13 protein-coding genes are annotated in these 13,801 nt (G+C 71.8%); 3 read left to right on the plus strand and 10 right to left on the minus strand.

Annotation, left to right across the window (positions count from 1 at the left end):
* Positions 1 to 3: 3 nt before the first annotated feature.
* Entirely contained in the window at positions 4 to 1,374 is a 1,371-nt protein-coding gene (locus tag JYK18_RS38740; protein ID WP_206808794.1) for a replication-associated recombination protein A, read from the minus strand.
* 91 nt (positions 1,375 to 1,465) lie between these two features.
* Here JYK18_RS38740 and JYK18_RS38745 point away from each other — a divergent pair, with 91 nt between their 5' ends.
* Complete coding sequence (locus JYK18_RS38745) at positions 1,466 to 2,227, plus strand: metallophosphoesterase (RefSeq protein ID WP_206808795.1); 762 nt, start codon at positions 1,466 to 1,468, stop codon at positions 2,225 to 2,227.
* Here the strand turns inward: JYK18_RS38745 and JYK18_RS38750 are convergent.
* The gene (locus tag JYK18_RS38750) at positions 2,152 to 3,285 is read right to left on the minus strand and encodes an FAD-dependent oxidoreductase (RefSeq protein WP_206808796.1); all 1,134 of its coding nucleotides are present in this window, start codon (positions 3,283 to 3,285) and stop codon (positions 2,152 to 2,154) included. The two genes, JYK18_RS38745 and JYK18_RS38750, sit on opposite strands and share 76 nt — an antisense overlap.
* Positions 3,286 to 3,336: 51 nt before the next feature.
* Here JYK18_RS38750 and JYK18_RS38755 point away from each other — a divergent pair, with 51 nt between their 5' ends.
* Positions 3,337 to 3,912 carry a TetR family transcriptional regulator gene (locus JYK18_RS38755; RefSeq protein ID WP_307796258.1) on the plus strand — a complete coding sequence of 192 codons (576 nt, stop codon included), beginning with the start codon at positions 3,337 to 3,339 and terminating at the stop codon, positions 3,910 to 3,912.
* On the opposite strand, the gene JYK18_RS38760 is transcribed toward JYK18_RS38755, so the two are convergent.
* The 5 genes from JYK18_RS38760 to JYK18_RS38780 form a co-directional block, all read right to left on the minus strand.
* The gene (locus tag JYK18_RS38760; protein ID WP_374195097.1) at positions 3,866 to 4,708 is read right to left on the minus strand and encodes an SGNH/GDSL hydrolase family protein; all 843 of its coding nucleotides are present in this window, start codon (positions 4,706 to 4,708) and stop codon (positions 3,866 to 3,868) included. The genes JYK18_RS38755 and JYK18_RS38760 overlap by 47 nt on opposite strands.
* An 86-nt stretch (positions 4,709 to 4,794) precedes the next feature.
* Complete coding sequence (locus tag JYK18_RS38765) at positions 4,795 to 6,036, minus strand: phosphotransferase (protein WP_374195098.1); 1,242 nt, start codon at positions 6,034 to 6,036, stop codon at positions 4,795 to 4,797.
* Positions 6,037 to 6,070: 34 nt separating this feature from the next.
* Positions 6,071 to 7,012 (minus strand): DUF389 domain-containing protein, encoded by a 942-nt coding sequence (locus tag JYK18_RS38770; protein ID WP_206808797.1) that lies wholly within the window; start codon positions 7,010 to 7,012, stop codon positions 6,071 to 6,073.
* A 4-nt stretch (positions 7,013 to 7,016) separates the two neighbouring features.
* The gene (gene aspS / locus JYK18_RS38775) at positions 7,017 to 8,786 is read right to left on the minus strand and encodes an aspartate--tRNA ligase (RefSeq protein ID WP_206808798.1); all 1,770 of its coding nucleotides are present in this window, start codon (positions 8,784 to 8,786) and stop codon (positions 7,017 to 7,019) included.
* 105 nt (positions 8,787 to 8,891) lie between these two features.
* Entirely contained in the window at positions 8,892 to 10,382 is a 1,491-nt protein-coding gene (locus JYK18_RS38780; protein ID WP_206808799.1) for an Rv2578c family radical SAM protein, read from the minus strand.
* 97 nt (positions 10,383 to 10,479) lie between these two features.
* Here JYK18_RS38780 and JYK18_RS38785 point away from each other — a divergent pair, with 97 nt between their 5' ends.
* A complete protein-coding gene (locus tag JYK18_RS38785) occupies positions 10,480 to 11,208 on the plus strand; it encodes a bifunctional 2-polyprenyl-6-hydroxyphenol methylase/3-demethylubiquinol 3-O-methyltransferase UbiG (RefSeq protein WP_206808800.1) in 729 nt (242 codons plus the stop codon).
* A 3-nt stretch (positions 11,209 to 11,211) separates the two neighbouring features.
* On the opposite strand, the gene JYK18_RS38790 is transcribed toward JYK18_RS38785, so the two are convergent.
* Genes JYK18_RS38790 through JYK18_RS38800 form a run of 3 tightly spaced genes read right to left on the minus strand, consistent with a single transcriptional unit; the run spans position 11,212 to position 13,799 of the window.
* Positions 11,212 to 12,108 carry a GNAT family N-acetyltransferase gene (locus JYK18_RS38790; protein ID WP_206808801.1) on the minus strand — a complete coding sequence of 299 codons (897 nt, stop codon included), beginning with the start codon at positions 12,106 to 12,108 and terminating at the stop codon, positions 11,212 to 11,214.
* Positions 12,109 to 12,140: 32 nt separating this feature from the next.
* Positions 12,141 to 12,791 carry an NIPSNAP family protein gene (locus tag JYK18_RS38795; RefSeq protein ID WP_206808802.1) on the minus strand — a complete coding sequence of 217 codons (651 nt, stop codon included), beginning with the start codon at positions 12,789 to 12,791 and terminating at the stop codon, positions 12,141 to 12,143.
* A gap of 51 nt (positions 12,792 to 12,842) precedes the next feature.
* Positions 12,843 to 13,799 carry a dihydrodipicolinate synthase family protein gene (locus tag JYK18_RS38800; RefSeq protein WP_242583955.1) on the minus strand — a complete coding sequence of 319 codons (957 nt, stop codon included), beginning with the start codon at positions 13,797 to 13,799 and terminating at the stop codon, positions 12,843 to 12,845.
* Positions 13,800 to 13,801: the final 2 nt, after the last annotated feature.

Raw genomic sequence — 13,801 nt, forward strand, 5'->3', positions numbered from 1 at the left:
GGGCTACTGCCCGCGAATGGTCCGGCGCAGCTTCGGCACCCGTTCGGCCAGCGTGCGCTCGGCGCCGCGCTGGGTCGGGTGGTAGTAGTCCGTGCCGACCAGCACGTCCGGCGGGTACTGCTGGCTGAGCACGCCCTCCGGCACGTTGTGCGGGTACCGGTACCCCTGCGCGTGGCCGAGTTTCTCCGCGCCCGCGTAGTGACCGTCGCGCAGGTGCGGCGGCACCGTGCCGAGCTTGCCCGCCCGCACATCGGCCAGCGCGGCGTCGATGCCGGTGATCACCGCGTTCGACTTCGGCGCGGTGGCCAGGTGCACCGTCGCCTGCGCGAGCGCGAGCCTGCCCTCGGGCATGCCGATGAACTGCACGGCGTGCGCGGCGGCGATGGCCGACTGCAGCGCGGTCGGGTCCGCCATGCCGATGTCCTCGCTGGCGTGCACCACCAGCCGCCTGGCCAGGAAGCGCGGGTCCTCCCCCGCCTCGATCATCCTGGCCAGGTAGTGCAGCGCGGCGTCCACGTCCGAGCCCCGGATGGACTTGATGAACGCGCTGATCACGTCGTAGTGCTGGTCGCCGTCGCGGTCGTAGCGCACCGCCGCCTTGTCGACCGTGGATTCGACGGTGGCCAGGTCGATCACGCCGTGCTCGGTGGCACCGGCCGCGTCAGCCGCGGCTTCGAGGGCCGTCAGCGCACGCCGCGCGTCCCCGGAGGCGAGCCGGACCAGGTGCTCGCGGGCATCGTCGGCGAGTTCGAGCGCACCGCCGAGGCCGCGTTCGTCGGTCAGCGCGCGGTCGATGAGGTCGCTCACGTCGTCGTCGGTAAGCGGTCGAAGCTGCAGGACCAACGAGCGCGACAGCAGCGGGGAGACCACCGAGAAAGACGGGTTCTCCGTGGTCGCGGCGACCAGCAGCACCGTGCGGTCCTCGACCGCGCCGAGCAGGGCGTCCTGCTGGGTCTTCGAGAAGCGGTGCACCTCGTCGATGAACAGCACGGTGTTCTCGGCGTTGTAGTTGCGGCGGCGCCGGGCCTCCTCGATGACCCCGCGCACCTCCTTGACCCCGGCGGACAGCGCCGACAGCGCGACGAACCGGCGGCCCGTCGCGGTGGACACCAGGTTGGCCAGCGTGGTCTTGCCCGTGCCCGGCGGGCCGTAGAGCAGCACCGACGCGGGCGCGGCGCCCTCGACCAGCCGTCGCAGCGGCGCGCCTTCGCCGAGGAGGTGCTGCTGGCCGACCACCTCGCCGAGCGAGCGCGGCCGCATCCGCACCGCCAGCGGGGAGCCGGGCGGAACCGGCCGCTCGGCTGCCGGTTTCGCGGGCTCCGGCGGTGGAGCCGCCACGTCCGGGTTCACCGTGAAGAGTTCGTCCTGCGCCACGGCGTTGACGTTAGCCGCTGGGTACGACAGCGACTCCGCTGCCCGCGAACACCCCTGCCCGCGGCAGCGCGGTACGAGCAGACTCGGGCGCATGGTCGAACGGGTCGCGGTGCTGTCCGACATCCACGGCGTGTTGCCCGCGTTGGACGCGGTGCTGGCCGAACCGGACGTGGCTGGCGCGGACCGGATCGTGCTGACCGGGGACATCGCGGCCGGACCGCAGCCGGTCGAGGTGTTGGACCGGCTCGTCGCGCTCGGCGACCGGGCGGTGTGGGTCAACGGCAACGCCGACCGGGAACTGGTGCAGCTGGCTCGCGACGGCGACACGAACATCCCGGATCCCATCGCGCCGTGGGCGGCAGGGCAGCTGCGGTCGAACCAGGTCGACCTGCTGGCGAGCCTGCCCGCGACGGCCCGGTTGGAGGTCGACGGGCTGGGGCCGGTGCTGTTCTGCCACGCCACCCCGCGCGACGACGAGGAGGTCGTGCTCGTGGACAGCTCGCTCGAACGGTGGGCCGAGGTGCTCGACGGCGTGACCGAGCCGACCGTGGTGTGCGGGCACACGCACATGCCGTTCAGCAGGCTCGTCGACCGGCGGCTGGTGGTGAACGCGGGCAGCATTGGCATGCCGTACGGATCGCCGGGTGCGCACTGGGCGTTGCTCGGCGGCGCCGAGGGGCCGGCCGTGCAGCACCGCCGCACGCTGTTCGACGCCGGGGCCGCCGCGGACTCGATCGCGGCGACGTCGAGCTACGACGACATCGAGGAGTGGGTGCGCTACTTCGTGCGGACTCCGCCGTCGGACGCGGAGGGGCTCGCGGTGTTCGCCCCGCGCGACGGACGCGGCTCGTGACGGCCGAGGAGCCCGGCGGCGCCGAAGGTCAGGTCGCGTAGGCGCGACAGGCCCGGCCGGAGCGTGAAGCCGCCGAGCAGCCGCGCCGCGGTCGCGACGCGCTGAGCAGGGCGTCTGCGCTCGCGGTCGTACTGGTTCAACGCACGTGCGAGGTCGTCGCTGCCGGCGAGGTGTCGTCCCAGCGCGACGCCGTCGACGAGGGCCTGACAGGCACCCTGGCCGAGGTCGGCGGTCATGAGGTGGGCCGCGTCGCCGATCAGCACGGCGTTGCCGGAGACGAAGGCCGGCAGCCGCGGCGCGAGGTAGCGGATCGGGTAGTGCAGGATTTCCGCACCCGCGCTGCGCTCGATCAGCGACGGGACCGGGTCGCACCAGTCGCCGAACAGTTCACGCAGTTGAACCATCGGGTCCTCGCCGAGGCCGCCGTGCGGGACCCGGATCGGGGCGTACCAGTTGGTCAGGCCGCCCTCGGCCGGGGTGATGCCGAACTTGCGACCCCTGCCGAAGATCTCCTGACTGTCCTCCCCGTCGGACGGCACCATGCCGATCCACGCCGAGTAGCCCGAGTAACGCGGCCGGTGCGCGGCGCCGAAGCACGCCTCGCGCACGGCGCTGCCGATGCCGTCCGCGCCGACGACCACGTCGTACTCCGCGCACAGGTCACGGACGTCGGCCGGTTCAACTGGTTGACCCGTGCGCACGAGATCCGCGGGCAGGGCGTCCCGGAGCAGGCGGATCAACGCGGCGCGCGAGAGCAGCACCGGCAGGTCGCCGGTGCGCCGCTCCAGGCGGCCGACGTCGAGCCGGGCGAGCGTCCGGCCGTCCGACCGGCGGAAGCGCATCTCCCGCTGTGCGACGCCGGTGCGCCGCACCCGCTCCCCCAGTCGGATCGTGTCCAACGCGCGCAACGCGTCGGGCCACATGCCGAGCGCCGTGCCCCGGCCCTCGATCCGCGCGCGGCGCTCGAACACCGTGACGTCCAGGTTCTGCTGGTTCAACGCGAGCGCGCAGGCCAGCCCGCCGATCCCGCCGCCGACCACCGCGATTCTCGCTGTCATGCGCCCACGGTACTACAGGTGTAGTCACAGATGTAGTACTAGGCTGTCGGGGTGCCTTCCTCCAGAGAACGGTCGCGCCGGGACGACGTGGTGGCAGCGGCGACCACGGTGCTCGGTAGCCAGGGCGCGCGCGGACTGACCCACCGCGCCGTCGACGCGGAAGCCGGGCTGCCCGCCGGGACGACGTCGAACCACTTCCGCACGCGCGGCGCGTTGCTCGCCGGGGTGCTGGCCGGACTGGCCGAGCGCGACTTCACCGTGGCCACCGAACTCGCGGAGGTCGGCCTCGTCGAGGGCGCCGCGCGGTTCGCCCGTCACATGGCCGGGCCGGATCGGGTCGCGACGCTCGCGCGGTACGCCCTGTTCCTCGAAGCGGCGTGGGATCCGCAGCTGCGGGTTCAGCTCGATGTGACGGGCGCGCGGGCGGCGGCGCCGCTGCGGGCGTTGCTCGTCGCGTCCGGTTCAGCCGACCCGGACCTGCACGCGAAGATCCTGCTCGACCACATCGAGGGCATGGTGTTGCACGAGCTGACCCGGCCTTCGGGCGACTTCCGGCCGGAGGAATCGCTCGGGCTGCTGGTCAGCGCGATGGGGCTGGACGGTCCTCCCAGTACGACCGCCACATGATCCGCGCCGCGTAGGGCAGCAGGTCGCGGCCGCGCCGCCAGAGCCACGGGATGCCCTTCAGCACCAGCCAGCCGACGTGCTGCACGGCCCCCGCGGTCGCGCCACCGGAACACTCCAGGCTGACCGGCACGCGGATCTCGACCCCCGCGTCGGTGAGCAGGCCGGCGAACCCCTGCGCCAGCATGCGGTGCCCCAGCTCCGACGGGTGCAGCCGGTCCACGCTCCAGGCGTCCAGCTCGTAGGCGCCCGGCAGGGTCATCAGGTCGAGGCACGGCACACCCCGGGCGGCGACCACGCCGTCGATCACCGCGTTCAGCTCGTCGATACGGGACCGCAGCGCCCGGTACAGCGAGCCGGGCAGGCGGAAGACGCGGCCGTGGTCGTGGAAGCGCACCGGGATGACCACCGAACCGGCGGCCGACAGCTCGGTGACCACGTGGTCGAGGTCGTCGGCGATGGCCTCGGCGTCGAAATCGGAGCGCAGGGTGTCGTTCATACCGACGATCACCAGCACCACCTCGGGGCGGTGCGCCAGCGCGACCGGCAACTGCTCGGTACGCACGCACCGCATCCGCGCGCCGGTGAACGAGGCGTTCAGGTAGCCGTCCGGCTCGATGCCCAGCGCGTCGGCGACCAGCGGGCCGACTCCGCGCCACTGCCCGCCGGGCAACGGGTCACCGAGGCCGACCGCGGTCGAATCGCCCAGCACCGCCAGTCGGGAGACGCGGCGCGGCGCCGGTGCGGAAAAGTCGGGAACCTCGGATGCCAGGGTGAATTCTTCACGCAGCACGGTCACACCGCAGACCTTCCGGCACCCAGGCTCACCCGTGGTGAGAACCGGGTAACGGCGTGAGGACGCCTCGGGAAATCCTCGGTGCGGTGCTACCGGAACGCCGGGTACAGCGCCAGGCTCAGGCCCGGGCCGTGCCGCTCGTCCAACGCGGTGGACACCTCGAGCGCGTGCGCCGCGACGTCGTCGAGCCCGGCGCGCTCCGCGTGCTTGCCCAGATCGCTCCACCAGCTGACCAGCGCCGCGGCCCGGCTCGTCGGCACGGCACCGCGGTCCGGGGTCAGCTCGGGCAGCAGCTCCCAGGTCGCCAGCCAGACGCGCAGCAGCTGGCTCTCCAGCAGGTGCTCGGAGAGGATGTCGTCGTCGGCGAGCGCGGGCCACACCCCGGCGACCTCGGCCCGCCAGGCGGCGACCATCGCCTCGCTCATGCCCGCAGGCAGCGCCAGGGCGTACGGGCACGACGCGAACGGCACGCGCAGGTACGCCGCGTCGACGAGCGCACTGCGCACGCAGCCGCGTTCGAAGTCGAGGAAGCTCACCCCGCCGCTGGTCGCGAGGTTGTTGTCCGGGCACAGGTCGACCGGGCTGAACGCGCGGTACCGCGGCGACGCCGCCAGTTCGGCGATCTGCTCGGCGTGCAGGCGCACCGTGTCCGGAGTCTCCACGCCGAGGAGTTCGGACAGCAGCGCGGGCAGTTGCGCGCAGGCGAGCACCGGCGTGGTGTCCTCGCCGAAGGTCCGGCCGCCGAGACGGCGCAGCAGCGCGTTGAAGTCGGCTTCGCGGCCGGCCGTGTTGGCGTGCAGCCTGCCCAGCGACCGCGCCCACGACAGCAGGGCGCGCTCGGCGGCCCTGGCGTCCGAACCGCGCAGGCGGTCCTGCAGCGTCGGCGCGCGGCCGAGGTCGTCGAGCACGAGCACCCGGTGACCGCCGTCGTGCGCGACCAGTTCGGGGCACATGCGCTCGTCCTGGGCCAGCGCGGTGAACAGCTGGTAGCTGACCGCCTCCTGGGCGAACGGGTCCGGGCGGCCCTCCGGGGCCTCGCCCGGGTAGTGCTTGATCACCAGCGTGCGCGGCAACGCGAACGGCGAAGCGGCGACCCGCACCCTGACCACCGTGGCGGGGCCGGTGCCCCGCAGGTCCTCGGCGTCGACCAGTGGGATCGCGCTGCCGAACCGGTGCGCCAGAACCGCTTCGCCCGCCTTGATCGCGGCTTGGAGCGCTTCGTCAGCCTCAGTGACCTTCATGGCTTCGCCGGCGGCAACCCTGGTGCCCGCCGAGACCACCGCCCCGTTGCCCGATTTGTTCGTGGAATCCTTCGAAGTGTCCACAGTCATTGTCCCCGACCCTACTCGTGAGCGTGCGTGCCCGTCACCCGCGTGAGAGTGGACGTTCCGTGGAGGCCTTGCGTTGTCCCCTGCGGCGCAGCATCAGCACAACGGCCGCGGCCACGACGATCCCCACCAGGTTTATCACGAGCTGGACGACGGAACCGATACAGCGGCCCCACTCGTTAAGTACGGCCGCGACAACCGCGTAGCCGGCCGCCGGAACCGTGGTCACCGAGATGAACACCCCGACCAGCGCGGCCGACTTCGCCGAGGTCAGCGAGAGCATCCCGGCCGCGCCGGCGAGCAGCGCGACGATCAGCGAGTACGGGCCCACCTGGTAGATGAAGTCCACTTCGTGGTCACCGAGCAGGGCCGCGCGGTCGAACAGGCCGGTCGCCTCCCCGAGCACCGTGCCGCCCAGGGTGATCAGCATCGCGACCGGGAAGCCGACCGCGAGCGCCGCCGCCGCGCGGCGCACCAGGTCCCACCGGCGCAACACCAGGCCGACGGCGATCGCGGCGAGCGGGCCGAACTCCGGGCCCACCACCATCGCGCCGACGATGGTCACCGAGGAGTCGGTCACCACCCCGACCGCGGCGAGCAGGCAGGCGATGGTCAGGAAGCTGATGAAGGTGGCGTTGGGCCGCGACTCCTCCCCCGTGCGGGCGAGGAGCTCCTGCCACACCACCGCGTCGGCGCCCTCGCCGGGCGCTTCCTCCTCGGCGCGGTCGGCGGCGTCGGACAGCGCGGTGTCGATCACCTCGAGCGTGATGCCGCCGGAGTGGTCGAGGTCGAGCACGCACAACGCGTCGATGATCTCGTCCGCCGACTCGCGGGCGATGTCGGCCTCCACCACATCGCCCGCGGGATCGATCGCGGCGTCCTTGATCAGCACGAGGTGCGTGGCCCCGCGGTGATCCGACAGCACCTCGAGCACGCGGTCCGTCTTGTCCGGTGGCGAAACCGCTCTCAGGTGCAGCACCGGCTCACGCCTTGGCGGGGGCCGGCTTCGCGTCCACGCCGGCTTCCTTGCGCTGCTCGGCGGTGATCGGCGCGGGCGCGGCGGTCAGCGGGTCGTACCCGCCGCCCGTCTTCGGGAAGGCGATCACGTCGCGCAGCGAGTCCGCGCCGGCCAGCAGCATGGTGATGCGGTCCCAGCCGAAGGCGATGCCGCCGTGCGGCGGCGGGCCGAACTGGAAGGCGTCGAGCAGGAAGCCGAACTTCTCCTGGGCCTCCTCACCGGACAGGCCCATCAGCTCGAACACGCGCTTCTGCACGTCGGCGCGGTGGATACGGATGGAGCCGCCGCCGATCTCGTTGCCGTTGCAGACGATGTCGTAGGCGTAGGCCAGCGCGTTGCCCGGGTCCTGCTCGAACTTGTCGATCCACTCCGGCGTCGGCGAGGTGAACGCGTGGTGCAGGGCGTTCCAGCTGCCGCTGCCGACCGCGACGTCGTCGGACTCGTCGGCCGAGACGAACATCGGGAAGTCGACCACCCAGACCAGCGACCAGGCGTTCTCGTCGATCAGGCCGAGCCGGTGGCCGATCTCCACGCGCGCGGCGCCGAGCAGCGCACGGGCGTCGGTCGCCTTGCCCGCGGCGAAGAACACGCAGTCACCGGGCTTCGCGCCGACGGCCGCGGCGAGCCCTTCGCGCTCGGACTCGGACAGGTTCTTGGCGACCGGGCCGCCGAGCGTGCCGTCCTCGTTGAACAGCACGTAGGCGAGGCCGCGGTGGCCGCGCTGCTTGGCGAACTCCTGCCAGCCGTCGAGCGTGCGGCGCGGCTGGCTCGCGCCACCGGCCATCACCACGGCACCGACGTACGGCGCCTGGAACACCCGGAACGGGGTGTCGGCGAAGTACTCGGTCATCTCGGTCAGTTCGAGGTCGAAGCGCAGGTCGGGCTTGTCCGAGCCGTACTTCGCCATGGCCTCGGCGTAGCTGAGGCGGCGGAACGGTCGCGGCAGTTCGACGTCGATCAGCTTCCACAGCGCGGTGACGATGTCCTCGCCGAGCGCGATCACGTCGTCCTGCTCGACGAAGCTCATCTCGATGTCGAGCTGGGTGAACTCGGGCTGGCGGTCGGCGCGGAAGTCCTCGTCCCGGTAGCAGCGGGCGATCTGGTAGTACCGCTCCAGCCCGCCGACCATGAGCAGCTGCTTGAACAGCTGCGGCGACTGCGGCAGCGCGTACCAGGAGCCGGGCTTGAGCCGCGCCGGGATGACGAAGTCGCGCGCGCCCTCGGGGGTCGACCGGGTCATGGTCGGGGTCTCGACCTCGACGAAGTCCTGCGCGTGGAGCACCTCGCGGGCCGCGCGGTTGACCTCGCTGCGCAGGCGCATGGCCTTCGCCGGGCCGCTGCGGCGCAGGTCGAGGTAGCGGTGCTTGAGGCGCACCTCCTCGCCGACGTCGACCCGGTCGTCGATCGGGAACGGCAGCACGGCCGATTCGGACAGCACCTCGAGCTCGGTCACCAGGACCTCGATGGCGCCTGTCGGGATCTCGGGGTTCTCGTTGCCCTCGGGACGCGCGGAGACCTCGCCGGTGACGCGCAGGCAGAACTCCGAGCGCAGGCTGTGCGCGCGCTCGGCCATCTCGCCCTCGCGGAAGACGACCTGGGCGACACCGCTGGCGTCGCGGAGGTCGATGAAGATCACGCCACCGTGATCGCGCCGACGGGCCACCCAGCCGGTGAGGACTACGGTCTGGCCGGCGTGCTCGGCACGCAGGGTGCCGGCGTTGTGGGTGCGAAGCACTGCGGTTGCTCTCCTCGGACGTGGGTCGTCTTGCCGTTCGGCAGGGTTTTCCCCGGCAGTAGAGGCTAACGAACCACCGGCGGCGCGGCTGAGGCAGGTCAGCCGCTACAGCGGGAAGAGCGACTCCTGCACGGGTGCCGCCGATTCGCGGCGCTGCACGGGGAGCGCGCCGGCCGGTTCAACCGGTGCGACCTCGCTGGTCCGGAAGACGTTCGAATCGAGGCCGTGGCGTCGCATGAGCCGGGCGAACCGGGCGGACAGCTGCTTGCGGTAGACCGGTTTGGCGTAGCTGCCGCGGCCGTACAGCTCGCGGTACAACGGCACGAGCGCCGGGTGCTCCACGGCCAGCCAGCGGGCGAACCATTCCCGCGCGCCGGGCCGCAGGTGCAGGGCGATCGCGGTCACGCTGGTTGCACCCGCCGCGGCGATCGCGGCGAGCAGGCTGTCGAGCGCCTCGTCCGAATCGGTCAGGCCGGGCAGGATCGGCGCCACCAGCACGCCGCAGGGCAGCCCGGCATCGCGGATCCGGCGCACCAGCTCCAGCCGCGCCTGCGGGCTCGGTGTGCCGGGTTCGAGGCGCTGCTGCAGTTCGCGGTCCAGCAGCGCGATCGACACGCTCAGCCCGACCGGCACCTCGGTGCTGACCGAGGACAGCAGCGGCAGGTCCCTGGTCAGCACGGTGCCCTTGGTCAGGATGGAGAACGGCGTGCCCGAGTCGGCCAGCGCGGAGATGATGCCCGGCATCAGCCGGTACCGGCCTTCGGCGCGCTGGTAGGGATCGGTGTTCGTGCCCATCGCGACGTGCTCGCGCGTCCAGCTCGGCTTGCGCAGCTGGGCGGCCAGCACCTCGGGCGCGTTGACCTTGACCACCACCTGGCTGTCGAAATCCTTGCCGGCGTCGAAATCCAGGTAGGTGTGCGACTTGCGGGCGAAGCAGTTGTGGCTCACCACGCCGTTCGCGATGAAGTCGCCGGTGCCGGTGGTCAGGTCGTACATCGGGATCTCGCGCCCGAGGTCCTCCACCCGCACGACCCCCAGCCGCGCGGGCAGTTCCGTGGTGTACAGGCTGATGCCGACCAGTTGCTCGCCCACCGCGAGGTGCGGTCGCGCGGCCGGCCCCGGGCGGTCGGCGACCACGTGCCGCCAGCCGCGTTCGGTCAGGAACCGGTGGTCACCGCTGGCGATCAGCTCGGCGCCGTTCTCCAGCACCACGCGGTACGCGCGCTTGACCGTCACCCAGTGCGCGAGCACGCGCGTGGGTGCGCCGCGGCGGTGCCCCTGGTGCGACCGGGTGCCGAACACCTCGTCGCCGACCTCGATCTCCTCGAGCGGTTTGAGGTCGCCGTCGGCCATCAGCACTTCGGTGTCGCCGGCCAGGCAGTAGGTGCACGCGTGGGAGCACCCGCGGTACGGGTTGACCGTCCAGCTGAACGGCACCGCGGACGAGCCGGGCACCTTGTTCAGCACCGAGCGCGCGTGCACCTCGTGGAACGTCACACCGGCGAACTCGGGTGAAGTCACCGAGCGCACCAACCCGGCCAGCCCGGGAATCGCCTGTTCACCCTCGCCACCGATCCGCTGCCTGTCCCACCGCACACCGAGAGTCGAACACACGTTCGAACTCCTGTCAAACGTCGTGCCCAGCGGGAAAAGCCGATCGCCACGAAGCGCCCGGTTGCCTAGGTTGAACCGCGTGCCGGACCCGATCTTCGCCCACCCCCGCCTCGCGCCGATCTACGACGCCTTCGACGGGGAGCGCGACGACCTGACCACCTACCTCGACATCGCCGACGAGTTAGGCGCGTCGCACGTACTCGACCTCGGCTGCGGCACCGGATCGCTGGCGGTCCTGCTGGTTGAACGCGGGTTCGCGGTCACCGGGGTCGATCCGGCCGAAGCCTCACTCGAAGTCGCGCGCGCCAAGGATCCCGACGGCAAGGTCACCTGGCTCCACGGCGACGCCGGCGCGTTGCCCGCGCTCGACGCCGACCTGGCGGTGATGACCGCGAACGTGGCGCAGGTCTTCCTCACCGACGACGACTGGGCACGGACGTTGCGCGGCATCCACGCCGCGCTCCGCCCGGGCGGTCACCTCGCGTTCGAAACCAGGAGGCCCGCACGGAAGGCATGGCAGGACTGGGCCGCCGATCCGGCGCACGTCGTGCTCGACGTCGCCGGAGTGGGACCCGTGGAGCAATGGCGGGAGGTCACCTCGGTGGACCTTCCGCTCGTCTCCTTCCGCCACACCTACCGCTTCCACGCGGACGGCACGGTGCTCACCTCCGACTCGACCCTCCGGTTCCGCGACCGCGACGAGGTGGAATCCACCTTGGCCGCCAACGGTTTCCGCGTGCTGGAGGTACGAGACGCGCCCGACCGCCCCGGCCGCGAGTTCGTCTTCTTCGCCGAACGCACGACCTGAGCGTCAGAGGAGTTCGAAGCGCCAGTCGTTGCACTGCATCCAGTGCCCCGGCGGGTGTTCGAACTCGCACGGCGCGACGAAGGTGAAGCCCGCTTTCCGGCACAGCGCGTTGGATGGCGCGTTGTGCACCGACGGATAGGCGTGCACCTCGGCGAACCGCGCTTCTTCTCGCGCGCTCGCCAGTGCCAGCCGTACCGCCCGCACCGCGACGCCCTTGCCCCGGAACTCCGGAAACACTCCCCAGCCGGTTTCGTACACCTCCTTTCCCAGCCAGGTTCGCTTCCAGTAGCCCACGGTGCCCGCCAGTTCGCCGTCGAACCGGATCCGGAACATGCGGTCCACCGAATCGGGACGCGCGGTGTCCAGATAGCGCCGCTGCCGATCGAGCAGCTTCTCCTCCGTTTCCGGACCGCCCGTGTGCGCGGTCATTTCCGGCGTGTTGGCCCGCCGGAGCAGCCACAGATCATCGGCCGTCCACGGCTCGATACGCACTTTCGGCTCCGGGCGCAGCAAATCGCGCAACAGCGCCAGCTCCCGTCGCCATGGTCCAGCGGCCTCGCCCTCCTCCCACAGTTCGGCCAGTTCGGACTCCGGTCCGCCCACCCGCGCGAGTGCGCGCGCGGCGATTTCCCGGTACTGCTCGCTCAGTGGTGGCACCGGAAGTTCCGGTCCGCCACGCATGTCCACGGCTGCTCCACCCGGCTGCCCGGCAGCGACCAACGCTGCCGCCGCGACCGCTCGTTGCCCGGTGCCCGAGTCCAGCCATCCGGTCGAATCCGCCGCGCTCGCCACCGCTCGACGGATCACCTCCGGCCGGAACTCCTCGTCCACTTCGTCCAGCTCGGCGGCGAATGTGCGCGCCGCGTCGCTGTCGAAGGGCCCGGTGTCCCAGGTACCCATGCCAGGCAGACTCGCACGCGGCACCGACAGTTTCAGCGCAGTGCCGAGCCGGCGGTCGGGTGCAGCACCAGCGTCCGGGGTTCCGCGGCCAGCGTGTCGCCGAAATCGACCCGTTCCCGCCAGGCCTGTTTCCTGGCCGATTCCTCGTCGGCGAAGCGGGAGATCCAGGCGAAGACCGACTCCCCCTCGCGCACCGGCAGCCGTGGGAAGTTGTTCTCCACGGCCAGGGTTTCGAGCTGCGCGAGCGGCGGCTGGTCCAACTGGCGCGACACGGATTCCGCGAAGAAAGAGCCGAAGCCGGGCGAGACCACCGCGCAGATCGTGGCGGTGTAGACCCCGGTCGACGCGGTGGCGACCGGCGCGAATCCGGCGTCCGGTCCGGCCGGTCGCAGCAGCAGGACGTTGTCGGAGTCGAGCATGGTCGCGTTCGCGGCCGGGCCGTGCTCGGCCCAGACCGGGCCGCCATAGAAGGCCGCCAGCGAGGCGGCCCGCGTCGGCAGGTCCGCGAATCCCCGCAGCCAGACGAAGCGGTCCGGATCGTCCGCGTCGCGGAACTGGCCGAGCACCCGCATCCCGCACGCCTCCTGGCCGGTGACGAACTCGCGGTCGAACAGTTCGACCAGTTCGTCACGGCGACCGGGGCGCAGCGTGTACTGCCGCAGTTCGAGCACAGGAAGGTTCATGGCGCGCAGGTTAGAAGCGGGTCACTGACACCCGCTGTCAGTGACCCGCGCTCAACCGAGCGGCGGCAGCAGGTCGGCGAACTCGGCCAGGAACCGGTCGACCATCCGGATCTCCTCCGCGTCCAGCACGTGCCCCGGTTCGCGGCAGTGCGCGCTGGCGAACAGCCCCCGGCGCACCGAGATCAGCTTCTCCGCGGCCACGATCAGCTCGGTGTCGAGCATCCAGTAGGAGATGTAGGGCAGCAGCCGCCGGTACAGCTCCATGCCGCCGGCCTCGTCGCCCTCGCTGAACCGTCGCCACAGTTCGACGTAGACCTCGGTGAACGAGCACCCCGGCTGCGTGCCCACCGCACCCCGGCGGAACGCGTCCGGCAGCTGGACCCCCGCGTAGCCCTCGACGGCGGGCAGCGGCGGGTCGGCGGCGGCGAGTTCCGCGATCAGCGCGCCCGGTGGGCTCGACTCGACCTTCACCAGCGCCAGGTTCGGGTGCTCACGAGCGATTTCCGACAGCGTGGCGCCGTCGAGGCTGGTGCCGGTCTCGGTGGGCGCGTACTGCAGCACCACCGGCGTCGGCGCGACCGCGGCGAGCACGGCCCGCACGTGCGACACGATCGACCGGCGCGACGGGGCCAGGAAGTGGGGCGGCAGCAGGTTGATCAGGTCGGCCCCGGCGGCGACCGCGGCGACCGCGCGCCGCACCGCCAGCCGCGTGGCGTGGTCCTGCACGGCGATGATCGCCGACACCTCGGGCCGGGTGGCGGTCTCCTCCAGCAGGATCCCGGTGAGCAGCTCGCGCTCCCACTCCCCCAGCTTGTGGAACTCCGAGGCGAACCCGGGGAACATCACGCTGCCCACCCCGGTCCCCAGCACGTACCGCACCACGCGCCGGAACCCCGGCACGTCCAGGTCGCCGTTGTCGGCGAACGGCACCTCCAGCACCGGCGACACCCCGCGCACCGGCGGCCGCAGCAAGTCGTCCTCCTCGGCCCGCACCTCCGCGATGGTCATCC

The organism is Amycolatopsis sp. 195334CR (assembly GCF_017309385.1).
Classification (GTDB): domain Bacteria; phylum Actinomycetota; class Actinomycetes; order Mycobacteriales; family Pseudonocardiaceae; genus Amycolatopsis.